This is a genomic window from Frigoribacterium sp. CG_9.8, assembly GCF_015751965.1.
Lineage (GTDB): Bacteria > Actinomycetota > Actinomycetes > Actinomycetales > Microbacteriaceae > Lacisediminihabitans.
Genome location: NZ_JADOVH010000005.1, coordinates 1 through 22581, shown reverse-complemented (window position 1 = coordinate 22581; position 22581 = coordinate 1). Strand labels below are relative to the sequence as shown.

21 protein-coding genes are annotated in these 22581 nt (G+C 64.3%); 13 read left to right on the top strand and 8 right to left on the bottom strand.

Features of this window, described 5'->3' with window-relative positions:
- Positions 1 to 2 precede the first annotated feature (2 nt).
- The 3 genes from IWX88_RS10810 (at position 3) to IWX88_RS10800 (ending at position 2128) form a co-directional block, all read left to right on the top strand.
- Positions 3 to 674, top strand: coding sequence for a class F sortase (locus IWX88_RS10810; RefSeq protein ID WP_231369217.1), 672 nt, complete (start codon positions 3 to 5; stop codon positions 672 to 674).
- Positions 675 to 768: 94 nt separating this feature from the next.
- On the top strand, positions 769 to 1326 hold the full coding sequence (locus IWX88_RS10805; protein ID WP_370568317.1) for a sigma-70 family RNA polymerase sigma factor: 558 nt from the start codon (positions 769 to 771) through the stop codon (positions 1324 to 1326).
- Positions 1319 to 2128 carry an anti-sigma factor domain-containing protein gene (locus tag IWX88_RS10800; RefSeq protein ID WP_196830214.1) on the top strand — a complete coding sequence of 270 codons (810 nt, stop codon included), beginning with the start codon at positions 1319 to 1321 and terminating at the stop codon, positions 2126 to 2128. The genes IWX88_RS10805 and IWX88_RS10800 overlap by 8 nt, the downstream gene beginning before the upstream one ends.
- A gap of 95 nt (positions 2129 to 2223) precedes the next feature.
- Here the strand turns inward: IWX88_RS10800 and IWX88_RS10795 are convergent, their stop codons facing one another.
- The gene (locus tag IWX88_RS10795; protein WP_196830212.1) at positions 2224 to 3129 is read right to left on the bottom strand and encodes a phosphoribosylaminoimidazolesuccinocarboxamide synthase; all 906 of its coding nucleotides are present in this window, start codon (positions 3127 to 3129) and stop codon (positions 2224 to 2226) included.
- A complete protein-coding gene (purD, locus tag IWX88_RS10790) occupies positions 3126 to 4376 on the bottom strand; it encodes a phosphoribosylamine--glycine ligase (RefSeq protein ID WP_196830210.1) in 1251 nt (416 codons plus the stop codon). The genes IWX88_RS10795 and purD overlap by 4 nt, the downstream gene beginning before the upstream one ends.
- A 123-nt stretch (positions 4377 to 4499) precedes the next feature.
- Here purD and IWX88_RS10785 point away from each other — a divergent pair, with 123 nt between their 5' ends.
- The 4 genes from IWX88_RS10785 to IWX88_RS10770 all read left to right on the top strand — a co-directional run bounded on the left by IWX88_RS10785 (position 4500) and on the right by IWX88_RS10770 (position 6787).
- On the top strand, positions 4500 to 4901 hold the full coding sequence (locus tag IWX88_RS10785; RefSeq protein WP_196830208.1) for a DUF2256 and DUF3253 domain-containing protein: 402 nt from the start codon (positions 4500 to 4502) through the stop codon (positions 4899 to 4901).
- 49 nt (positions 4902 to 4950) lie between these two features.
- Positions 4951 to 5832: an EamA family transporter gene (locus IWX88_RS10780; protein ID WP_196830206.1), complete on the top strand. Its 882-nt coding sequence runs from the start codon at positions 4951 to 4953 to the stop codon at positions 5830 to 5832.
- A gap of 92 nt (positions 5833 to 5924) precedes the next feature.
- Positions 5925 to 6323, top strand: coding sequence for a sterol carrier family protein (locus IWX88_RS10775; RefSeq protein ID WP_196830204.1), 399 nt, complete (start codon positions 5925 to 5927; stop codon positions 6321 to 6323).
- Positions 6320 to 6787 (top strand): GlsB/YeaQ/YmgE family stress response membrane protein, encoded by a 468-nt coding sequence (locus IWX88_RS10770; RefSeq protein WP_196830202.1) that lies wholly within the window; start codon positions 6320 to 6322, stop codon positions 6785 to 6787. Before IWX88_RS10775 ends, IWX88_RS10770 begins: the two co-directional genes overlap by 4 nt.
- Before the next feature lie 236 nt (positions 6788 to 7023).
- Here the strand turns inward: IWX88_RS10770 and purF are convergent, their stop codons facing one another.
- Positions 7024 to 8481, bottom strand: a complete 1458-nt coding sequence (purF, locus tag IWX88_RS10765; protein WP_196830200.1) for an amidophosphoribosyltransferase — start codon at positions 8479 to 8481, stop codon at positions 7024 to 7026.
- A 74-nt stretch (positions 8482 to 8555) separates the two neighbouring features.
- Here purF and purM point away from each other — a divergent pair, with 74 nt between their 5' ends.
- Entirely contained in the window at positions 8556 to 9707 is a 1152-nt protein-coding gene (purM, locus tag IWX88_RS10760) for a phosphoribosylformylglycinamidine cyclo-ligase (protein WP_196830197.1), read from the top strand.
- A gap of 124 nt (positions 9708 to 9831) precedes the next feature.
- Here the strand turns inward: purM and IWX88_RS10755 are convergent, their stop codons facing one another.
- Positions 9832 to 10077: a DUF3073 domain-containing protein gene (locus tag IWX88_RS10755; RefSeq protein WP_196830195.1), complete on the bottom strand. Its 246-nt coding sequence runs from the start codon at positions 10075 to 10077 to the stop codon at positions 9832 to 9834.
- Positions 10078 to 10246: 169 nt separating this feature from the next.
- On the opposite strand from IWX88_RS10755, the gene IWX88_RS10750 reads away from it, so the two are divergent.
- Positions 10247 to 11341, top strand: coding sequence for an NAD(P)-binding domain-containing protein (locus IWX88_RS10750; protein WP_196830193.1), 1095 nt, complete (start codon positions 10247 to 10249; stop codon positions 11339 to 11341).
- Positions 11342 to 11380: 39 nt separating this feature from the next.
- On the opposite strand, the gene IWX88_RS10745 is transcribed toward IWX88_RS10750, so the two are convergent.
- The 4 genes from IWX88_RS10745 to IWX88_RS10730 all read right to left on the bottom strand — a co-directional run bounded on the left by IWX88_RS10745 (position 11381) and on the right by IWX88_RS10730 (position 15069).
- The gene (locus tag IWX88_RS10745) at positions 11381 to 11776 is read right to left on the bottom strand and encodes a CrcB family protein (RefSeq protein ID WP_196830191.1); all 396 of its coding nucleotides are present in this window, start codon (positions 11774 to 11776) and stop codon (positions 11381 to 11383) included.
- Positions 11773 to 12189 (bottom strand): CrcB family protein, encoded by a 417-nt coding sequence (locus tag IWX88_RS10740; protein WP_196830189.1) that lies wholly within the window; start codon positions 12187 to 12189, stop codon positions 11773 to 11775. Before IWX88_RS10740 ends, IWX88_RS10745 begins: the two co-directional genes overlap by 4 nt.
- Before the next feature lie 5 nt (positions 12190 to 12194).
- A complete protein-coding gene (locus IWX88_RS10735) occupies positions 12195 to 14357 on the bottom strand; it encodes an APC family permease (RefSeq protein WP_370568316.1) in 2163 nt (720 codons plus the stop codon).
- Positions 14358 to 14433: 76 nt separating this feature from the next.
- Positions 14434 to 15069 (bottom strand): YitT family protein, encoded by a 636-nt coding sequence (locus tag IWX88_RS10730; RefSeq protein WP_231369201.1) that lies wholly within the window; start codon positions 15067 to 15069, stop codon positions 14434 to 14436.
- A 100-nt stretch (positions 15070 to 15169) separates the two neighbouring features.
- Between IWX88_RS10730 and IWX88_RS10725 the strand changes: the two genes are divergently transcribed.
- The 4 genes from IWX88_RS10725 to IWX88_RS10710 all read left to right on the top strand — a co-directional run bounded on the left by IWX88_RS10725 (position 15170) and on the right by IWX88_RS10710 (position 22137).
- Positions 15170 to 18343: an efflux RND transporter permease subunit gene (locus tag IWX88_RS10725; protein ID WP_231369200.1), complete on the top strand. Its 3174-nt coding sequence runs from the start codon at positions 15170 to 15172 to the stop codon at positions 18341 to 18343.
- 9 nt (positions 18344 to 18352) lie between these two features.
- Complete coding sequence (locus IWX88_RS10720) at positions 18353 to 18847, top strand: NUDIX domain-containing protein (protein WP_196830187.1); 495 nt, start codon at positions 18353 to 18355, stop codon at positions 18845 to 18847.
- A 292-nt stretch (positions 18848 to 19139) separates the two neighbouring features.
- Entirely contained in the window at positions 19140 to 21170 is a 2031-nt protein-coding gene (locus IWX88_RS10715) for a DEAD/DEAH box helicase (protein WP_196830185.1), read from the top strand.
- A gap of 97 nt (positions 21171 to 21267) precedes the next feature.
- Positions 21268 to 22137, top strand: a complete 870-nt coding sequence (locus IWX88_RS10710) for a hypothetical protein (RefSeq protein ID WP_196830183.1) — start codon at positions 21268 to 21270, stop codon at positions 22135 to 22137.
- Positions 22138 to 22581: the final 444 nt, after the last annotated feature.

Genomic DNA, 22581 nt, shown 5'->3' with positions numbered 1-22581 from the left:
AAATGACGGGAAGAGCCAGGCTCGGCGCCACACTTGCGGTGTGCCTGGCCCTCCCCGTGCTCGCTGGCTGCACAGCGGTCACGGGCACAGGGGTCGCGGGCACAGCGGCCCCACGCTCCACGGCATCGGCGACACCGCCACCCGCGGCATCCGTTCCCCGCATCCCGACAGCAGACGCCTCACTCACGGCCAATGCGGCGGCTGTGGTCGTGGCACCGGTGCGCATCCAGCTAGACCGGCTGGGAATCGACATGAAAGTAACCTCTGAAGGGCTCGATGCGGATGGCGCGATGGCCCTTCCACCCAACGCTGCCGACGCGGGATGGTACCGCTACAGTCCCGGGGTCAACTCTCGAGCGGGCGCCACTGTCATCGCGGCTCACATCGATTCCCGGGACGACGGGATCGGGCCGTTCAGCAGGCTCAGGAATGCAACCGCCGGAGACAGGCTCACACTCACCGGAGCGGATGGCTCGACGGTCGCCTACACGGTGACCGAACTGCGGCAGGTCGGCAAGATCGACGCCCCCATGGCCGAAGTCTTCGACACCGCGGGAGCTCCGCGACTCTCACTGGTGACCTGCGGCGGGAGCTACAACTCGAAGACGGGGCACTACGTCGACAACGTCATTGTCACGGCGACCCCGGTCGCAGCGGCAGCCTCTGGCAACTGATCTTTCGCGACCCGAGTGGCAAACGACTATCGTGGGTGGGAACAGGGTCTCCTCTCCGGGTGACCACACCCGATCGGCCGCCGGCAGGATTTTCGTGTCTGACCTGCTTCACAATCACGACGAGTCGTCTCTCGTCACCAGCTTCCAGGCGGGTGATGAACGCGCCTTGGCCACCGTGTACGAGCGTTGGGCACGACTGGTTTACGGCATGTCTCTGCGATCGCTCGGCAACTCTGCCGATGCCGAGGACGTGACCCAGAAGGTTTTCGTGGCCGTCTGGCTGGGTCGGGCGACTTTCGATCCGACCCGGTCCCGAATCTCGGCCTGGCTGGTGGGAATCACCAAGAACATGATTGCGGACGCTCACGAGCGGCGGGCGCGTGATCGTCGTGACCGGGAGGCACTCATCCAGAGTCTCGACCGTGAGGTGACCGACTGGCCTGACGATATGGCCGAACGGCTTGTGGTGGCGGATGCCCTTGCCGACCTCCCAGAGACACCACTGCGCATCATGAGACTTGCGTTCTACGATCGGCTTACGCACACGCAAATAGCCACGCGACTCGATCTGCCACTCGGCACGGTAAAGAGTCACATCCGCCGAAGTCTCGACCGGCTACGAACCAGATTGGAGGTGAGCGATAATGACTGACCAACCCGAACACAGTGACCCAGAGGTCCTGGCCATGATGGCGATGGGCGAGCCCGATATCTCGCTCACCGACGAGTTGCACGTACAGGGCTGCTCCGGATGCCTCGACGAACTCACCAGCCTGATGCGGGTGGCAACTCTCGCCCGCTCCGGTTCGCCCCTCGATCTTCCCCTCGATGTTCCGGGGCCGGCAGTCTGGGGATCCATCAGCCGCACCCTCGGCCTCTCACCCGATGTCATTCCGGCACCGTTCGAGGCCGCGGCAGCGCAGGCCATTGAGGAGAACACCGATGCGCCACTGGCGCCTCGTGCCGAATCATCCGCCGGGTCATCGACGCTGACCCACCATGTCGGCCGGCGCCGCCGTCGGTTGATTGCGCCGATTCTCGCCGGTGCACTCGCGGTCGTGGTGGCAACCGGGGCGATCCTGGTCGCGACCAACGTGCTCGCTCCACCGGTCGTCACCCCGAAGCCGACCATCTTGGCCCAAGCGCGCCTGAGCGCACTCCCCGATTGGACCGGCTCCTCTGGCGAAGCGATTCTCGAGAGCACGAGCTCAGGGCGACAGGTCGTCGTCACTCTTTCGGAGTCGCGGGATGCCCCGGGCTATCGCGAGGTCTGGTTGATCTCGAGCGACCTCACCAAGCTGATCAGCGTCGGCGTGCTCGTGGGCACTCGAGGCGTATTCACAATTCCTGCCGACGTGAATATCGCGGACTATCCCATCGTGGATATCTCGAACGAAAAACCCGACGGCAACCCAGCCCACTCGAGTGATTCGATCGTGCGCGGCACGCTGTAGCGGTCTGCGACCGCGCTGCCGCGTGTCAGCCATGCTCCACAACATTCGGGCGCGCGGCCGACGACCGAGGGCGCGGATTCGTCTCGCTTACCCGATCACGAACGGGTGAGCCTCTCGATCAACTCCCGGTAGCGGGCGGCGGTCTGCTCCACGATCTGTGGCGGGAGGGCCGGTGGCTCGCCAGTGGCATCCCAGTTCGCACTCAACCAGTCGCGCACTATCTGCTTATCGAAGCTCGCGAGCCGGTTCTCGCCACCGGCGGAATAGGCCTCGAAATCCCAGTACCGGGAACTGTCGCTCGTCAGCACCTCGTCCGCGAGGGTCATGACACCGGTGTCGCGGTTGGCACCGAATTCAAATTTGGTGTCGGCGAGGATCACGCCGCGATCGTCGGCGATGGCGGATGCCTGCGAAAACACCTCGAGGCTGAGATCACGCAGCGCCGTGGCGATTTTCGATCCCACCAGCTCGACCGTGCGCTCGAAGGGGATGTTCTCGTCATGCGCGCCGAGTGGCGCCTTCCAGGCCGGCGTGTAGATCGGCTCGGGAAGTCGATCCCCGTTGGTGAGGCCGGCCGGCAGGGCGACGCCGCAGACCGTCTGGTGCTCCCGGTATTCCAGCCAGCCGGAGCCTGCGAGGTATCCGCGCACCACGCACTCGATCGGGTACATGTCGAGGGTGCGCGCGAGCATCGCCCGGCCGGCGACGGCATCCGGAATCTTCTCGTGCACCGAATCGCCGCGCAGCTCATGGTCTGCGACGAGGTGATTGGGCACCCCGGCGAGCCGGTCGAACCACCACAGACTCAGTGTGGTGAGCAGCTCTCCCTTGCCCGGGATTCCGGGGGACAGCACGTGGTCGAAGGCGCTGACCCGGTCACTCGCGACCATCAGCACACGCTCGGCTCCGGCGAGGTCCGCGATCCCGGTCTCGATGTACAGGTCGCGCACCTTGCCGGAGTAGGCGTGAGTCCAGCCGTCTGCGGTCAGATCCGCGCTCATTCGGCGACCCGCAGCGCGATATCGGTGCGGTATTGGCCGCCCTCGAGGTCGATCGCCTCAAGCGCGCGATAGGCGCGGGATCGGGCCTGCCCAAAATCGCTGCCGGTGGCGACAACGCTGAGGACGCGTCCACCGGTCGCGACCAGGGAGCTTCCGGACAGTGCCGTCGCCGCGTGAGCCACTGTCACGCCCTGGATCGCCAGCGCGGCATCGATGCCAGTAATAGTGCGGCCGGTGACCGGGGTCTCGGGGTAGCCCTCACTCGCGAGCACCACGGTGACGGCGACATCGTCGGAGAACTGTGGGCGCGCCATCCCGCCGAGCGCTCCGGTCGCCGCGGCGAAGAGCAGTCCGCTGAGCGGCGTGATGAGCCGGGGGAGCACGACCTGCGTCTCGGGATCGCCGAAGCGGGCGTTGAACTCGATCACCCGCGTGCCTGCCTCGGTGATGATGAGTCCGCAATAGAGCAGCCCGATGAAGGGGGTCTGTTCGGCCGCAAGGGTGCGCACGGTCGGGATGGCGACGGTGTCGATCACCTCATCGACAAAACCGGCCGGGAGCCAGGGCAGGGGAGAATACGCGCCCATACCGCCGGTGTTCGGACCCTCGTCGTTGTCAGAGAGGCGCTTGTAATCCTGGGCGGGCTCGAGCGGGAGCACGTTATGGCCGTCGCTGAGCAGGAACAGGGAGACCTCCTGCCCGTCGAGGAACTCCTCGACGAGCACGCTGCCCTGCCCGATCCAAAATTCGGCGTGAGCGACTGCGGCATCCCGATCGGCAGTGACAAGTACGCCCTTACCCGCGGCAAGGCCGTCTGCTTTCACGACATAGGGGGCTCCGAACGCATCGATGGCTGCAATCGCCTGATCGAGGCTGCCGACCCGGGTCGCGCGGCCGGTCGGCACCCCTGCGACATCCATGATCCGCTTCGCGAAGGTCTTGCTGCCCTCGAGTTGGGCGGCGGCCTTACCCGGCCCAAAGACCGCGATGCCGCGCTGACGCAGGCGATCGGCGACGCCGGCAACGAGCGGTGCCTCCGGACCGATGATCACCAGCTCGATGTCATTCTCGAGCGCGAAGTCGGTGACCACGGCAGGATTCGCGGGGTCGAGAGCAATGACCTGCACTTCTGCGGCGATGCCCGCATTGCCGGGAGCCGCGATGATGTCGTGGTCGACATCCTCACGCAGCAGTGCGGTGATGATGGCATGCTCACGAGCACCGGAACCGAGGACGAGGATTCTCACGTGGCAAGCGTACCCACCCACCGCGGCGGCCGGAGGACTCGCATCCGGTGGCCTTCGCCACGCTTCGCCACGCTTCGCCACGCTTCGCCCGGCACACCCAGCATCACCCGGCAGACTGGGGCTATGGCCCACCGTCAGCGATCCGCCGAATCCGCCGCTCCGGTCGAGAAGCTCTGCGCCTCCTGCGGTCGCCGTATCGAGTGGCGTGCCAAGTGGGCACGCGACTGGGAGTCCGTGCGCTACTGTTCCGATGCCTGCCGACGCCGGGGTGTTACCGAGGAAGACCGGATGCTCGAAGCTGCGATCCTCGCACTGCTTGCCGCCCGCCCGGCCGGGGCAACCATCGTCGATTCGGATGCGGCCAAAGCCGTCGGCGAGGCGAACTGGGCTGAGCTCGCGGAGCCGGCCCGCCGCGCGGCACGCCGGCTTTTCGCGGCGGGGGAAATCGATATCCTGCAGTCAGGCACGGCCGTTGACGCTTCTACGGCGAAGGGCCCGCTCCACTTGAGGCGCCGCCGGCAGTAGAGCGAGGCCCGCGGTTAAGCGGGAGCGGCCGCCGTGCCAAGCTAAGCGGATGACTCCACGCCACACTCTCCTCGCGCTACTGGTCGTGGTGATCTGGGGTGTCAACTTCGTGGCCATCGATCTTGGTCTCACCGATGTGCCCCCGCTGCTCTTCCTCGCGATGCGTTTCATCCTCGTGGCCGTTCCCGCAGTCTTCTTCATCCGGCCTCCAGCGATCGGATGGCGCAATATCCTGTTGATCGGCGCCTTCCTGAGCCTTGGCCAGTTCACCCTGCTCTACCTCGCACTCGCGCTCGGCATGCCGCCCGGACTTGCTTCGCTGCTGCTGCAGACGCAGATCGTGTTCTCGGTGATCGTCTCCTCCCTGCTGCTTCGGGAGCATCCCACCAAACGTCAGGCCGTGGGAATCGTGATCGGCATGATCGGTCTGGCTGTGGTCGTCGTCGGTCACACCCGTTCTGCACCCTGGCTCCCGCTCGTGATCACCCTGCTCGCGGCACTCTCCTGGGCGATTGGCAACGTGCTGTCACGGCGGGCGCGTGCGGCATCCGGACTCGCGCTAGTGGTGTGGTCGGGACTGGTGGTTCCCATCCCCTCCTTGGCGCTTGCGCTTCTGGTAGACGGACCGCAGGCGGTGGGATTCTCGCTCGCCCACCTGTCGCTCGCCGCGATTCTCAGCACTGTGTACACGGCGGTCGCCGCATCCTTGGTGGCCTATACGATCTGGAACTCCCTGCTTGCTCGCTACCCGACCGGCGCGGTGGTGCCGTTCACCCTCCTCGTGCCGGTGATCGGCATCCTCGCTGCCTGGGTGGTGTTCGATGAGCGACCGGCTGGCAGCGAACTCATCGGCGGGGCGATCATGCTCGGCGGACTCGCAGCCGCTGTGCTCACCCGGCGTCCGCGGGCAATCAGTTTTGTGCCGGAGTGATACTGCATGAGCGATGCCGCGCGAATAACGCAGCGCGTGCGCAGTGCAGCGCGTGCGTAACGCAGCGCGTGACACCGGGATAGCGTAGAAGCATGGGCAAAGCACGCATTACGGATGCCGCTGGCCGCGACGCGGTGAAGCGCGCGCTCGCGACAGTGGCCGATCGCGACACCGAGGCTGCCGCCGCGCGCTACCTGCTGCAGGTGCTGGCGGATGGCGCCCCGGGCAACTCTGTCGAGGTGCGTGTTCCCCCCTTCGGCGCCGTGCAGTGCATCGCCGGTCCCGGCCACACACGAGGAACCCCGCCGAACGTGGTGGAGACGGATGCGCTCACCTGGCTCGCAATTGCCACCGGGGGCACTACATGGGCTGACGCCCTCGAGCACGGGCGGATCGCAGCATCCGGATCCCGTGCCGATCTCTCCGCCCACCTGCCGCTGCCCTGGGCTGGGGCGGTTACCCCGCAACCGTCTGGGACAATAGGGGCATGACCCCCGCCGCCGAGCCGCACCCCGAACCGGATACGGAGCCTGAGTCGGCGCAGCCTGGACCTGAGCAGCCTGGACCTGAGCAGCCTGAGTCGGCGCAGCCTGACCAGCTCGAACCCGCGGAAACCACTGTTGAGACCGAGGTCACCGTTCGTCGGATTCCCCGGTACTCGCGGTTTCTCATCATCGGGGCCGGGGTTGGGGCCATTGCCACCTTCATCCTCACCGCGTCATTTCCGTCGGATCCGTCGGTCGGGTTTGGCGCACTTTTCGGCTACTTTCTCCTCTTCGGAATGCCGGCTGGGGCGCTGATCGGCGCCATCATGGCGATTCTGCTCGACACTGTGCTCACCCGTCGCGCCCGCACCGGGATGGCCGAGCGCACCACGGTGGATCCGCTGCCCTATGACGACGAACCTGCCGATAGTGAGGCGCCCGAATCGTCCGCAGAAACCGGTAACCGGTAGTTTCAGTAATTGACTCAGATGCCTTGCTGCCCGAAACTGTCGGAGCGGGCACCGAACACTGCTCTGGCTCGCGCCCGTCATGGTCGCACGTCATGGTCGCCCTCGCCATCCGGTCCGGCCTCATCATCGCGGTGCTCACGGTTCGGGCAACTCGAAGATCCGCTGATGCCCACCTCGCTGAAGACCCAGCACCCTACAGACTCAGCGACCTGCAAGCCCAGCAGCTCGGCCCCACCTCAGCTGAGCTGCGTGTGCTCGACCCAGGCGAGGTATTCCGGGGACACAGTGCCGGTCACATAATCACCGGTGAAGCAGCTCATCTCGAGGGCCTTCACATTCGAGCCCTCGAGGATAGCCGCCTGCATATCTGCGACCTCCTGATAGATCAGGTAATCGGATCCCATCTCCAGCTTGATCTCGGGGATCTTGCGATTGTGGGCGATCAGCTCATGCCGGCTCGGCATGTTGATGCCGTAGACGTGGGGATACCGCACGGGAGGCGCAGCCGAAGTGAAGGTGACCTTGTTGGCGCCCGCCTCGCGGGCCATCTGCACGATCTCCTTCGAGGTCGTCCCGCGCACGATGGAGTCGTCGACGATCAGGATATTCTTGCCGCGAAACTCGGAACCCATGGCGTTGAGTTTCTGCTTCACCGACTTCTTCCGCTCGGCCTGGCCGGGCATGATGAACGTGCGGCCGATGTAGCGGTTCTTGTAGAAACCCTCGCGGTATTCGATCCCGAGCTTGCGGGCGACCTGCATCGCGGCCGGCCGGGAGGAGTCCGGAATGGGCATGACCACGTCGATGTCGCCGCGTGGCGTGTATTCGGCGATTGTGTCGGCGAGGCGGTTGCCGAGGCGAAGCCGCGCGTCGTATACCGAGATGCCGTTCATGATCGAGTCGGGGCGGGCGAGATAGACGTACTCGAATGAGCACGGCACAAGGGTGGGGTTCGTGGCACATTGGCGCGACGTCATCTCGCCGTCTAACGCGATGAAGACTGCCTCGCCCGGCGCGATGTCACGCACGAGCTCGTAGCCGCCACTCTCGAGTACGAGGGACTCGGATGCCACGATCCAGTCACTTCCGACGAATCCGCGTGCCCGCTTTCCGAGCACGAGAGGGCGGATACCGAAAGGATCCCGGAATGCGAGGAGACCGTATCCGGGAATCATCGCAATAGTGGCGTAGGAGCCCTCGACGCGCTCGTGTACCCGCTCGACGGCCGCGAAGATCTGATCGGGATCGAGGTCTGGCCCGGTCACCTGCTCCTGCAGTTCGTGCGCGAGCACATTGACCAGCAGCTCGGTGTCGGAATCGGTATTGAGGTGCCGACGGTCAACATGGAACAGCTCTTCGGTGAGCTCGCGCGTGTTGGTGAGGTTGCCGTTGTGCACGAGCACGATTCCGTAGGGGGCGTTCACGTAGAACGGCTGGGCCTCCTGCTCGTTGAAGGCGTTGCCTTTCGTGGCATAACGCACGTGCCCAAGCCCCATATTGCCTGGCAGGCTGCGCATGTCTCGGGTGCGAAACGCCTCGCGAACCTGGCCACGCGCCTTCACCATGTGGAAAGTACGCCCCTCAGCGGTGGCGATGCCGGTCGAGTCTTGGCCCCGGTGCTGCAAGAGCAGGAGGCTGTCATAGACCTGTTGGTTGGCGGGTTCCGAAGAAACGATGCCGACAATGCCGCACATTCTCGGTGAGTCTCCAGACCGTAGAGTTGGGGGTGATTTATCCCAGTCTTCCACGCTTTACGAACGGACGATGAATGGCTGACAAGTACGCGGAGGCAGGCGTCGATACGGCGGCCGGAGACCTCGCCGTCGAACTGATGAAGTCGGCGGTCTCGGCCACCCACGGATCACGCGTCGTCGGCGGCGTGGGAGGGTTCGCCGGACTCTTCGACGTGTCGTTCCTCACCTCTTTTCAGCGACCGCTGCTCGCGACATCCACCGACGGTGTCGGCACAAAGGTCGCGATCGCCCAGGCCATCGATAAGCACGACACGATCGGGATCGACCTGGTGGGCATGGTCGTCGACGACATCATCGTGGTCGGAGCAACGCCACTGTTCATGACCGACTACATTGCTTGCGGCAAGGTCGTGCCGTCTCGCATCGCGGACATCGTCGCCGGCATCGCGCGCGGCTGCAGCGAGACCGCGACCGCTCTGGTCGGCGGCGAGACCGCGGAGCATCCCGGACTTCTCGCACCGGATGACTACGACGTCGCCGGAGCCGCGACGGGCGCGGTCGAAGCTGGCGCGCAACTCGGTGCCCATCTCGTAGTGGATGGTGACGTAGTCATCGCCCTCGAATCATCCGGTCTGCACTCCAATGGCTTCTCGCTCGTGCGCCACATCGTGCGGCAGGCACAGGTCTCCTACCTCGATCGCTCCGCTGAGCTTGGCGGCCTCGTCGGTGAGGTGCTGCTCGAGCCCACCCGTCTGTATACGGTGCCACTGCTCGGTCTGCTTGCGGATGTCCCGGGCGTGGTGCATGCGCTCAGCCATGTGACCGGGGGTGGCATCGCCGCGAACCTCGCCCGCGTGCTGCCGGTCGGCAGCTGGGTCGAACTGGAGCGAAGCACCTGGTCGCCAGCGCCGGTGTTCCGGGTACTTACCGACTGGGGATCCCTCAGCCTGGAAGAGGCCGAGGGCACCTGGAACCTTGGCGTCGGCATGATTGCCGTGGTCGAGGCAGCGAGCGCTGGCACCGTCATCGCGCAGCTAGCCGCCAGCGGCATCCCCGCCTGGACTCTTGGTGTCGTGTCCACCGCGCCGCGGGACATCGCTGGCTTCGATGCCTCGCCGGTGCGGCCGGCAGATTCCTCGGCCCGCTCGGGACCGGCGGATTGGGTGCAGGGGGCTAAGGGCGTCGATGGCGGGGCCGTGCGCTTGGTGGGCCGTTACCGCGACTAACCCGGCGGGGCCCGTCCCTCCCCTCCCGCTTCTCGCCGTAATACCACCCCTGCCTTTTACGACCACCGTCGTGTCTGAACACGGCGGTGGTGAGAAAAAGGGGAGGTGGTCGGCGACCGGGGCCCTACGCGGTCTTGTTTTGGTCGGGCTCGTACTCGTCGTCAGTGATTTCTGACGTACCGGGGGAGTACGAACTCGCGCTGAACTCCGGCCACTTCTCGAGATCTTCCTCGAGTTTGGGGTCGACCGGGGCTCCCGTGACGGGATGGGTGAGCTCACGTTCGAGCGCGTTGTAGTTGGTGTCCGGGCTGAAGTACTTCAGCTCACGAGCCACCTTGGTGTGCTTTGCTTTTTGACGGCCGCGCCCCATGGCTTGACCCCCTCACGATTCTGATCCCGAACAAGCGGTGCCTTGACTGGCGAGCAGCTGCCCGGAATTGACCAAATAGGGAACTAAAATCTAAAGGCCAACTTTAGCATGCACGCGATGCCCGGCTGCCTCCGTTATGCGGCATCTCAGCGGCGGCTAACGTAGACGCGTGACATCTTCGCCTGGTTCTCCCTCAGTCGTCGTAATCGGCGCGGGACAAGCCGGACTATCCGTCTCCTTCTACCTCACCCGACTCGGGCTCGAACCGGGTTCTGATTTTGTTGTTCTCGACCGCGGTCCGGTCACCGGCGGCGCTTGGCAGCATCGCTGGGAGGCGCTTCGCATCGGCTCGGCACACCACATCAACGACCTGCCCGGCATGGATGAGTTGGGCATCAGTTTCGATTCCGCCGACCGCACCCAGCCGGCGAAGCATGTCGTGGCCGACTACTACGCCCGGTACGAAGCGCACTATGGACTCCAGGTGCGGCGACCGGTCGACGTGAAGCGGGTGTTCAATCGCGGTACCGACCTGGTGGTCGGATTCGAGATGAACGGCGGTATCGGAGCACTCGAAACAGACGTCGTCGTCAATGCGACCGGCACGTGGGGCTCGCCATTCGTACCCTGGTATCCGGGCCTCAACGATTTCGCCGGACGACACGTTCACACCACGCAGTACAGCTCGGCCGCCGACTTTGCGGGCCATAACGTCGTCGTCGTCGGCGGGGGAACCTCGGCAATCGGCTTCCTCCTCGAGTTGGAGGGTAACACCGAAAGCCTCACCTGGGTCTCGCGCCGACCGATTGAGTTTCTCGATGAGGGAGAGCTCAACATGGAGGACGGTGCACGAGCGGTCGCGGCCCAGGACGAAGCAGCGCGCAGCGGTCGAGCTCTGCCGAGCGTCGTGAGCGGCACCGGGGTGCCCCGAACTCGCCGTATCCAGGCTGGTATCGATCGGGGCACGCTGGTCGCCAAACCGATGTTCGCGTCGATCGAGCCGGATGGGGTGCGCTGGGCCGACGGGACATTCCAGCTCGCGGATGCGATTGTCTGGTCCACTGGGTTCCGTCCGGAGCTACGACACCTCGCTCCCCTCAAGCTGAGGGAGAAGGAGGGCGGAGTCAGCGTCGGCGGGGGATCGTCCTGGAAGGACGGTCGTATATTCTTCGCCGGGTATGGACCCCAGGCGAGCACGATCGGAGCGAACCGAGCCGGCCGGCAGATCGCTCGCCAGGTCGTCGCGCTGCTGTCGAACCTCTGACCTGCCCGCGCGAGGCTGACCCCTTCGCCACCAGTACCGCTACGGCTGGTACTGATTCAGCAGCAGAAACCAGTACACGATGAAGTAGGCCGCCATTGCAGCGCCGAGACCAAGCACGAGGTTGATGACGACGTTCGCAACCGCGGCGCGCCAGCGTCCCGAGAGGGCAAATTGCAGGGTCTCGACCGAGAAGGTGCTGAAGGTCGTGAGGCCGCCTGCAATACCGGTGAGGAGGATGAGGTGGAGGCCGCTATCGATGATGCCCCCGTCAGAAAGCGCCAGCACCCCGCCGCCGAGCAGGCACCCTGCCACGTTGACCACGAGCACTGCCCGGGGAAACCGAGTGGCGCGGATGAACGCGAGCGAGATGCCGTACCGGGCGAGGGCCCCGAGTGCACCGGAGGCGAGCACCGCGATCACCAGTGCCGGACTCACTCGTCCACCATGTCAATCTCCAGCGGTGCCTGCCTCGGCCGCCGTCCGAGGCTGAGCCCGAGGAGCGCGGCACCGAGGCCGAGCACGAGGGAGAGCGCGAGATACAGCACCGCGAGCATCCACGCGCCACGCTGCGCTTCGGACAACAGCGAGACGATGAGCGCTGAGAACGTAGTAAAGGAACCGATCAGGCCGGAGCCGAGGCCGACCTTGAGCCAGTTGGGAGTGTTCGACCGCCGCCAGAGCGTTGCGACCAGGGCACCGAGAGCGAACGATCCCACAACGTTGATGAGCAGGGTGCTGAGTGGAAAATCAGCGTCCCCGTGGGGGATCACGGTGTCGAGGGTGAGCCGGAGTCCGGTGCCGACCACCCCACCGGCGACCACAGCCACTGCCTCACGCCAGCCAGGCATGCGGACTACTTCTGGGTCGAGGAGGAGTTCCTCGCCGCGGACTTCTTCGCAGCTGACTCCCGGGCGAGGCGTGCGGCACGGTCCACCTGGCTCTCGGCACGTCCTCCGCCGAAGAGGACGCCCGCTTTCGGGGCCGCAGGCGCGGCTGGCGGAAGGGGCTTGCGCAGCAGGGGACGCCGGGGTTCGCCACGCCGGGATTCGCCGGGATACGGGCGATACGAGCGGGTATACAGGTTGCGTGATGAGTCGAGTAGCCACGGCACCAGCGCGATCGTGACACCGTGCACGAGCATCAGCTTCTGGCGGATGCGGCGGGCCTTGTGGTTATGCAGCAGGTTCTCCCACCAGTGGCCCACGATGTACTGCGGCGTGTAGACCGTGATGACCTCGGAGCCGACTTCGATCCGACGCGCCTTGATATATGCAGTCAGGGGCATGCTGATATCGCGGTAGGGAGAGGGCACGATGCGCAACGGCACCTGGATGTTCATCTCGTCCCACTGCTTCGACAGCTGCTCAGAGGCCCGGTCGTCGATGTTGATATGCACCGCTTCGATGCTCTCGTGACGCGCGGCGATGGCGTAGTCGAGCGCCTTGAGGGTCGGCTTCTGCATCGTGCCGACGAGCACGACCGCGTGGTCACCGGTGGCGCCGAACGTGGTGGTGGAGTCCACTTCGATATCTTTGGCCACCTTGGCGTAGTACCGATTGATCCGAAGCATCAATATGAAAAGAACAGGCATGATTGCGAACACCAGCCAGGCGCCGTGGGTGAACTTGGTGATCGTGACCACGATCAGCACGATGCCGGTGAAAGTCGCACCGGTGGCGTTGATCGCCCGGCTGCGCCAGACCTGGCGGCGTTCGCTCTGTGACAGCGTCGCGGTGCCGTCGCGCAGCATCCGGGTCCAGTGCACCACCATGCCGATCTGGCCGAGGGTGAAGGAGACGAAGACGCCAATGATGTAGAGCTGGATGAGCTGAGTGAGGTTGGCACGATAGACGACCAGAAGGAATATCGCCGCGCCGCTGAGCACGAGTACCCCATTGGAGTAGACGAGGCGGTCACCTCGGGTCTGGAGTGATTTGGGCGCGTAGGAATCCCGAGCGAGTACCGAGCCGAGCAGGGGGAACCCATTGAAGGCGGTGTTGGCGGCAAGCAGCAGCACCAGTGCAGTTGTGCCCTGGATCACGTAGAACATGAAGTATCCAGCCCCGGGGAAGGTGGCAGCCGCGATCTGTGAGATCACACTGGTCTGGGGCGCGGTCGTGCAGTTTTCAAAACCGATGAGGTCACACGCCGACTCTGCGTAGTGCACCTTACTGATCAGCGCGAGAGTCGTGATCCCAATGAAGAGCACGATCGCGATGGAGCCCATCAGCACGAGAGTGCGCTGCGCGTTTTTGACCTTCGGGCGGCGGAACGCTGGCACGCCATTGGCGACAGCCTCGACACCGGTGAGGGCGGAACATCCGCTGGCAAAAGCCCGCAGCAGCAGCAGGATGAAGGCGATCTGGGTGAGGCTCGCCGGATCCTTGACGGTGAACTCCGAAGATGCCGCGATCGGGGCGTCGCCGAGCGCTGCGCGGGTGAGCCCGACCCCGATCATCAGGGCAGTGCTTCCGACGAAGAGGTAGGTCGGCAGTGCGAATGCCCGGCTCGATTCTGCGACTCCGCGCAGGTTGATCGCGGCGAGTAGCACCACGAATCCGACCGCTAGTTCGACCCGATAGGCGTTGAGCGCAGGGAATGCGGAGATGATGTTGTCGACCCCGGAGGCGACGGACACCGTGACGGTGAGGATGTAGTCAACCAGCAGTGCGGATGCGACGACCAGCCCGGCCTTCTCACCGAGGTTCTTGTGTGCGACCTCGTAGTCACCGCCGCCGGAGGGATAGGCCTTGATCAACTGGCGGTAGGAGGTGACAACCACGATGAGTAGCAGCACGACAGCGGCGGCAACCCAGGGTGCGAAACTGAGGAAGGCGAGGCCGCCAAGGGTGAGGATCAGCAGCAGTTCCTGCGGCGCGTAGGCCACTGATGACAGCGCGTCGCTCGCGAAAATGGGCAGCGCGAGCCGCTTCGGGAGCAGCTGGCCCTCCAGTTTCTCGGAGGCCAGCGGTTCACCGATCAGCCAACGCTTCGGCGACCGAACTTCGGTATTCACGATGTGCGACACTACACCGGAACCGCGCGCCCGTCGAAAACTGTTTCCGTCACATCCGCCGCACCATCTCGCGTTTTTACGACCGCCGTCGTGTGTTGACAGGGGGGTGGTCGTGAAAACGGGAGGTGGATGTTCGCGTCGGCACGGTCAGCAGCGGGATCGTCAGGTTCACCATCGGACCGATGAGCAGCGCGAACAGCAGCGTGCCGATACCGACGTTTCCACCGAGCAACCAGCCAATGGCCAGTACCGTCAGCTCGATCGACGTACGCACGATCCACAGGCGCCAGCCCCAGCGGCGGTGGATTCCCGTCATAAGACCATCGCGAGGGCCGGGTCCGAATCGCGCACCAATATAGAGGCCTGTCGCGACGGCGAGCAGTGCAAGTCCGCCGGCGAAGAACACCACCTGCTCCCACAGCTGCTGTGCCACCGGTAGTAGCCAGAGGCCGAACTGGGCACTTGGCCCGATCAGCAGCACGTTGAGCAGTGTGCCGAGGCCGGGTTTTTGGCGGATGGGGATCCAGAGCAGCAGCACAAGAAGTCCAACGATATTCGTGATGAGACCGAACGGTAGCCCGGTCTGCCGCGCGATGCCCTGCGTGAGGACATCCCAGGGCGAGACACCGATGCCGGCCTGCACCATCAGCGCGATCGCGACCCCGTATAGGAATAAACCTATGAGCAGCTGCGGCACACGGCGGATCATCATGGGTCAATCCTCGCTGAAGTGGTGTGGCTGAAAGAATGGACGTTACTCCCTCGAGAGTATGCAGACCCCCAGAGAGCCCTGAGACAATTCGAGGGAGCACATGGTCGTGCGCTTTTTCCTGCCACCGCTCCTGAGAGACTTCCCCGTGCATCTGTTTTCAGTTTTCAGCCTGCGCAACCGCGCCCTCATCGCGCTGGTCACCATCGTGATCGGAATCTTCGGTGGTCTGGCCCTCACCTCGTTCAAGCAGGAGCTGATCCCCTCCCTCTCGCTGCCCTCGGTGTTCATCGTCACCTCCTACCCCGGCGCATCCCCCGACGTGGTGAACACCGACATCAGCACTCCGATCGAGAGCGCGCTTCAGGGCATCGAAAATCTCGATTCGACCACGGCAACATCCAATACCTCGGCATCGACCGTCACCGCGTCATTCGCATACGGCACCGACATAGCCACCTCGGAGCAGAAGGTGCAGCTCGCCCTCGACCGAATTAAGACGCGATTGCCCTCGAGCGTCACGCCGCAGGTCATCACCTTCAGCCTGAGCGATTTACCGGTCATCCAACTCGCGGTAACCAGCGACATGGACGCCAACACCCTCGCCTCCAAACTCTCCACCCTCACCGTGACGAACCTGAAGCAGCTGAAGGGGGTCAGCGACGTGAGCCTGCTCGGGGCGGCATCCCAGCGGGTGACGATCACTCCGGATGCTGCCAAACTGACGGCCGGTGGCCTCAGCATCCAGTCGATCAAGACTGCGCTCACGGCCAATGGCACGCTGCTGGCGAGCGGATCGATCACCGAAGACAGCAAGACACTCACGGTTCAGTCCGGTTCCCGCATCGCCACCACCGATGAGATCGCGGCCCTCCCACTGCTCGGTTCCCGGGCGCTCACCGCCCCGACGATTGCGGATGTCGCCACCGTTGCCGTCGTCAACGATCCGACCAGCGGCTACTCGAGCGTCAATAGCAAACCTGCCGTCACCCTCAACATCACGAAGTCCGCCATCGGCAACACGGTGACGGTGTCTCAGATTGTGCGCGACGATATCCCGAATCTCGAGAGGCAGCTCGGGTCTAACACGAAGTTCACCGTCGTCGCCGATCAGGCGCCCTCGATCACCCAGTCGATCGACAGCCTTGCGCAAGAGGGACTGCTCGGCCTCATCTTCGCCGTGATCATCATTCTGGTCTTCCTGTTTTCCGTGCGCTCGACCCTCGTGACGGCGATCTCGATCCCGGTCTCGGTGCTGATCACCTTCATCGGAATGCAGGCCGCGGGCTACACCCTCAACGTCATCACCCTCGCGGCGCTGACGATCGCGATTGGTCGAGTCGTGGACGACTCCATCGTCGTGATCGAGAACATCAAACGGCACATCGGTCTCGGCGAGGAGAAGCTGCCAGCCATCCTGACCGCCGTGCGCGAGGTCTCCACAGCCGTGACCGCCTCCACGATCACCACGGTCGCAGTGTTTCTGCCGATCGCGCTCGTCGGTGGGCTCACCGGAGAGCTGTTCCGCCCCTTCGCCCTCACGGTGACGATGGCGCTGCTCGCGTCGCTGTTCGTGTCCCTCACGATCGTGCCGGTGCTCGCCTACTGGTTCCTTGGGAGCAAGAAGGTCGCGCACAAACATTCCGGGGATGTCGCTGTCGAGCAGGTCACGCAGGTCACGCGGGTCGAGCAGGTCGAGCAGGTCACGCGTCTGCAGAAGGTCTACCTTCCGGTCATCCGCTGGACCCTCAAATCCCCTGCGATCGTGCTCGTCGCCGCGCTCGTGCTCCTGGCGGGTAGCGGGCTGCTTGCGACAAGCCTCAAGACCAATTTCATCGGCAATACCGGGCAGAACACGCTCACGGTGACCCAGACACTTCCCCTGGGTACCAGCCTGGAGACCCAGGATGCCGCGTCGAAGGAGGTCGAGGCCACCCTGAGCAAGATCACGGGTGTCGACACCGTACTGCTCACCATCGGATCCGGCGGTAGCGCGCTTCGAGCGGCATTCTCCGGTTCGGGATCGAGCATCTTTTCCGTCACCACCGACCCGGCCGCCGACCAGGCAAAGCTGCAGGCGACCGTCGCATCCGAGCTGAAGACGATCACCGGCAAGGGTGAGCTCGCGGTCGCTTCCGCCCAGGGCGGTTTCACCTCGTCTGACATCCAGGTCAACATCACTGCTGGCAGCGATGCGGATCTGCGCGCGGCATCCGACGCCATTCTCGCCACGGTGAAAGACCTCGCCGTCGTTTCGCGCGCATCGAGCAACCTGTCGGCCTCACTGCCATACATCGCGGTGCAGATCGACCGGGCGAAGGCGGCAGCGGCCGGGCTGAGCGAGGTGCAGGTCGGTGGCATCGTCACCCAGGCGATGAACCCGAGCGCCACCGGAAACGTGGTCATCGACGGCAAGACCCTGTCTATCTACGTGAACAACACGAACGCTCCGACAACCACGGACGAGTTGAAAGCATTCTCGATTCCCACGGTGGCCGGCATCGTGCCGCTCAGTGATCTCGCCACAGTCTCCACGGTGAACGGACCCTCGAGCATCACCACTATCAAGGGGCTGCGCAGCGCTACCATCACCGTCACGCCAGCGACGGATAACACGGGGAGTGCCTCAGCAATCGTGACGGCCGCTGTGGCCAAGGCGAGCATGCCGGCGAGTGCCACCGCGACGCTCGGCGGAGTGACCACCCAGCAAAGCGACTCGTTCAGACAGCTCGGACTCGCACTGCTCGCCGCAATCCTGGTCGTCTATGTCGTAATGGTGGCCACGTTCAAGAGCCTCAGGCAGCCACTGCTGCTGCTCGCATCCATTCCGTTCGCAGCGACCGGCGCAATCGTGCTCCAGGTGGTCTCCGGGGTGCCGCTCGGTGTCGCATCGCTGATCGGGGTGCTCATGCTGATCGGAATCGTCGTGACGAACGCCATCGTGCTCGTGGATCTGATCAACCAGTACCGCACACGCGGAATGAGGGTGACCGAGGCGATCATCAACGGTGCCTCCCGCCGTCTCCGGCCGATCCTCATGACCGCCCTCGCGACGATCTTCGCTCTGTTGCCCCTCGGTATCGGGCTCACCGGCAAGGGTGGGTTCATCTCGCAGCCGCTCGCGATCGTCGTGATCGGTGGGCTCGTGTCATCCACTCTCCTCACGCTGATCGTGCTGCCGGTGCTCTATTACCTGGTCGAGGGTGCGAAGGAACGCCGCACGGATCGTCGCGCGGCGAAGGCGGCACTGCCGGCGGTGGCTGGCACGCAAAGCTAGGCTCGTCGGATGGCCACCCCCGATTTCGTGCTCGCTCTGCGCGAGAAGATCGGGCACGATGAGCTCTGGCTGCCGGGTGTGACTGCCGTCGTGTTGCGTGGTGTCGGGGGTTCGGGAGGTGCTGAGGGTCCTGAGGTGCTGTTGGTGCGGCGCGCTGACAGCGGCGCCTGGACGCCAGTAACCGGCATCGTGGACCCCGGTGAGGAACCCGCCGTCGCTGCTGAGCGCGAGGTGCTTGAGGAGGCGGATGTTGTCGCGCACGCTGAGTCGCTGTCTTGGGTCAAGGTGATCGATCCCGTGACCTATCCCAATGGTGACCGGTCGCGATATCTCGACTTGGTCTTCCGCTGCAGTTGGGTATCGGGGGAGCCGTTTCCGGCCGATGGCGAGAACACCGAGGCCGCGTGGTTTTCGCTGGACGCCCTGCCGGAGCTGTCCGATGACATGGGCGCACGCATCCGGAGTGCAGTTGATGGTGCCGAGGCTGCTCGTTTCGAGCGTTGACGCTCCTCGTGCACACATTGGTACCAAATTGATGCGCTTTCGGCGGGCATCCTGTAACATGGCCGGGTCGGCTCTTGACATCGCGAGATAAACGCGAATGGGTTTGTAAGTCTTTTGGGCCGGTTTCCCTCAGTTCTCGCCATAAGAGAATGCCTCCAGCTACTCCCTGGAATACGTGGGAACAATCACGTATGTGAAACGGTCCTGGCCAAAGACTGCCCGGGTTCCAGCAGAAGCACTGCTTGTTGGCAGTGCACTGCCATGCAATTAAACACAACCCGGAAATACCACCATGCCTTTCGATAAAAAAGCGGCCTCAGGCCGACCTGTCAAGAAGTACAACTCCGCCGGGCCCGCCAAAAACGGGAGCCGAAGCGAGGGCCACCGCGGGTTTCATAACGACGCCCCGGTGAAGAAGCGCTGGAATGCTGATGAGCGCGCCTCGCGCACCGGTGACCGCCCGGCCGGCGCTGAGCGTCCGGCATCCACAGATCGCCGTCCGAACTGGACCCCGACCACCGAGCGTCCGGCTCGGCCCTCTTACGGCGACCGCCCGCAGCGTACCGAGCGCCCGTCCTACGGCGAGCGCACTGAGCGTCCCTCCTATAACGATCGTCCGGCTCGCCCGTCGTACAACACCACCGACCGCCCGGCCCGTCCGGCCTATAACGACCGTCCGGCTCGCACGGAGCGTCCGGCCTATAACGACCGACCGGCTCGCACCGACCGCCCGGCACAATCTGATCGCTCGTATAACGACCGACCGGCTCGCACCGAGCGTCCGGTCTATAACGATCGGCCGGCTCGCACGGAGCGTCCGGCCTATAACGACCGACCGGCCCGCACGGATCGTCCGGCGCAGTCTGATCGCTCGTATAACGACCGTCCGGCTCGCACCGACCGCCCGGTCTATAACGACCGTCCGGCTCGCACCGATCGTCCGGCACAGTCTGATCGCTCGTATGGTGACCGTCCGGCTCGCACGGAGCGTCCGGCCTACAACGACCGTCCGGCTCGCTCCTATGACGACCGCGCACCCCGCCGAGACAGCGACTATTACCCGGCCAAGAACGACGCGAAGTCGATGGCTTTTGCTGCTCACGAAGATGTCGTGCTCGAGCGTCTCGAGGCCCAAGTCATTACCGCGGGCGACGCGGCCGGTGTCACCTGGAAAGACCTCGGCATCGGCGACAACATGTCGCGCCAGCTCGTGCTGATGGGTGCAGAGACACCGTTCCCGATCCAAGCCGCCACCATCCCCGATGTCCTCGCTGGCAAGGATGTTCTCGGCCGCGGTAAGACCGGATCCGGCAAGACGATCGCTTTCGGCGCTCCTCTCGTCGAGCGCCTCATGGAGAACATGGGTGGCGCCGGACGTAAGCCGGGCCGCAAGCCCCGCGCGCTAATCCTGGCCCCGACTCGTGAGCTCGCCATGCAGATCGACCGCACGGTGCAGCCGATCGCCCGCAGCGTCGGACTGTTCACCACGACAATTGTCGGTGGCGTTCCGCAGTACAAGCAGGTCTCCACCCTCCAGCGCGGAGTTGACATCGTCATCGCCACCCCCGGTCGCGTCGAGGACTTGATCGAACAGGGTCGTCTCGACCTGAGCGAGGTCTTCGTCACGGTGCTCGACGAGGCCGATCACATGTGCGACCTCGGCTTCCTCGAGCCGGTTCAGCGCATCCTGGAATCCACGAAGAAGGGCGGCCAAAAGCTGCTGTTCTCCGCAACGCTCGACAAGGGTGTCGCTACCCTCGTCAAGCAGTTCCTCAAGGAACCGGCCGTGCACGAGGTCGCAGGTGAAGACCAGGCCTCCTCCACGATTGACCACCGCGTTCTGCTCATTGAGCAGCGCGACAAGACCCGCATCATCGAGGAGCTCTCTGCTGGTGAGGGCAAGACACTGATTTTTGCCCGCACCCGCGCGTTCGCCGAGCAGTTGGCCGACCAGCTCGAGGATGCCGGCATCCCGGCCACCTCGCTACATGGTGACCTGAACCAGTCCCGTCGCACGCGCAACCTCCAACTGTTGACCAGCGGTCGGGTCAATGTGCTTGTGGCGACGGATGTCGCGGCCCGCGGCATCCACGTCGATGACATCTCCCTCGTGATCCAGGCCGACGCGCCCGACGAATACAAGACCTACCTGCACCGCTCCGGCCGAACTGGCCGTGCGGGCAAGGCCGGAACCGTCGTGACACTGATCTCGAAGGCGCGTCGCCGTCGAATGGACGAGTTGCTCGGCCGCGCCGAGATCACGGCATCGATGGTGAACGCCGCTCCCGGTGATCGCGTGATCGAGGAGCTTGCCGCGCTGTAGCAATCCGCTCTGACGGAGGGCGTCCATCCGGATCGGCTGGGCGCCCTACGTCGTAAATATCGCACACGGCGGTGAGCACGTCGGCGAAGATTGCCGCATGCCGTTCTTCCATTTCTTTGCATCTCGATCTGCCGCCTCACTGCGTGCGGTGACGGCTGCAACGGCGCTCGCAACAGTCCTTATCGTGGTTTTTACCTGGCTCCCGCCCGATCAGCCACCTGCTGCAGCGGTGCCGGTGCCGGTGCTTGATTTGCCTGTCGCGACGGGCGCGGTTTTCGATCCCGGCTACATCCTTTCCGACGAGGTTCTCTCCGATTCGCGATCGATGACCGAACTGCAAGTGCAGGCCTTCATCGCCGAACGGGCACCTGGCTGCGCATTCACCAGCGCCACCATCTGCCTTCGTGCGTATAGCTCCGAATTGCCCGCCCGACCAGCCTCAGATGGCGGCCAGTGTGCGGCTATCGAGGGTGAATCCCGCGTGCTCGCCAGTCGGATCGTGTTTCGGGTGGCCCGGGCGTGCCAGATTAACCCGCAGGTGCTGTTGGTGATGCTTCAGAAGGAGCAGGGGCTCATCACCACGGTGTCACCGACTGACCGTGCCTACCGGGTCGCAATGGGATACGGATGCCCCGATTCTGCGGCGTGCGACACGGAGTTCTACGGCTTCGCCTCCCAGGTCTATCGAGCGGCACAACAGCTGCGTAACTATCTGCTGGATCCCGGATACTGGCGCTACCGGGTTGGACCGGTCGCGGTTCAGTTCAGCCCGCGCTCCACGTGTGGGGCGGCAGTAGTGAATATCCGCAACCCTGCGACGGCAGCCCTCTACAACTACACGCCGTACCAGCCAAATGCTGCTGCTCTCGCGAATCCGCGCGGGCAGGGCGACGCGTGCTCGTCATATGGCAACCGCAACTTCTGGGTCTTCTTCACCGAGTGGTTCGGCTCGCCCACCACAAGCTGAGTAATTTCGCGACTCTCCTGCGCGCCAGGCCGCGTCTTCGCCCCGGTGTGTCGCGAAACACGATGGACCTGGAGCACCCCTAGTGAGAGGGGGTACCTCTTCTAGTCCTGAGGGTGTCAGTAAAAAAAATGGGGGTCAGTTGACCGGGCGGTCCTCATCCTGGATTCGGCCTGTTCTGGCCTAATTTTACGATGGGAAGACCGCTCCAATCTGCATTTTCTGAATGGCCGCTCGCTCGAAATGGGGGGTACGGACTGCTTTCTCGGTGAAACCCACTACGAACGAGTGGGGGAAAAAAAGACTGATCACGCCAACGTTGGGTGCTAGCTTCATCAGACATGAGGCGCTCCTTAGGTGTTCTTCCCACGGAGGTTGTGTGCGTGGCGTGAGTTGAAAAGGTGAGGACCTCCGGTATCGATATGGGTTACGACACTCATTCGATCA

Coding starts and splice junctions, on each gene's coding strand:
- IWX88_RS10810 (WP_231369217.1), top strand. CDS start 3: ATGACGGGAAGAGCCAGGCTCGGCGCCACACTTGCGGTGTGCCTGGCC.
- IWX88_RS10800 (WP_196830214.1), top strand. CDS start 1,319: ATGACTGACCAACCCGAACACAGTGACCCAGAGGTCCTGGCCATGATG.
- IWX88_RS10795 (WP_196830212.1), bottom strand. CDS start 3,129: ATGAGCGCGGATCTGACCGCAGACGGCTGGACTCACGCCTACTCCGGC.
- IWX88_RS10785 (WP_196830208.1), top strand. CDS start 4,500: ATGGCCCACCGTCAGCGATCCGCCGAATCCGCCGCTCCGGTCGAGAAG.
- IWX88_RS10780 (WP_196830206.1), top strand. CDS start 4,951: ATGACTCCACGCCACACTCTCCTCGCGCTACTGGTCGTGGTGATCTGG.
- IWX88_RS10775 (WP_196830204.1), top strand. CDS start 5,925: ATGGGCAAAGCACGCATTACGGATGCCGCTGGCCGCGACGCGGTGAAG.
- IWX88_RS10770 (WP_196830202.1), top strand. CDS start 6,320: ATGACCCCCGCCGCCGAGCCGCACCCCGAACCGGATACGGAGCCTGAG.
- purF (WP_196830200.1), bottom strand. CDS start 8,481: ATGTGCGGCATTGTCGGCATCGTTTCTTCGGAACCCGCCAACCAACAG.
- purM (WP_196830197.1), top strand. CDS start 8,556: ATGGCTGACAAGTACGCGGAGGCAGGCGTCGATACGGCGGCCGGAGAC.
- IWX88_RS10755 (WP_196830195.1), bottom strand. CDS start 10,077: ATGGGGCGCGGCCGTCAAAAAGCAAAGCACACCAAGGTGGCTCGTGAG.
- IWX88_RS10740 (WP_196830189.1), bottom strand. CDS start 12,189: ATGCCTGGCTGGCGTGAGGCAGTGGCTGTGGTCGCCGGTGGGGTGGTC.
- IWX88_RS10730 (WP_231369201.1), bottom strand. CDS start 15,069: ATGATGATCCGCCGTGTGCCGCAGCTGCTCATAGGTTTATTCCTATAC.
- IWX88_RS10725 (WP_231369200.1), top strand. CDS start 15,170: ATGGTCGTGCGCTTTTTCCTGCCACCGCTCCTGAGAGACTTCCCCGTG.
- IWX88_RS10720 (WP_196830187.1), top strand. CDS start 18,353: ATGGCCACCCCCGATTTCGTGCTCGCTCTGCGCGAGAAGATCGGGCAC.
- IWX88_RS10715 (WP_196830185.1), top strand. CDS start 19,140: ATGCCTTTCGATAAAAAAGCGGCCTCAGGCCGACCTGTCAAGAAGTAC.
- IWX88_RS10710 (WP_196830183.1), top strand. CDS start 21,268: ATGCCGTTCTTCCATTTCTTTGCATCTCGATCTGCCGCCTCACTGCGT.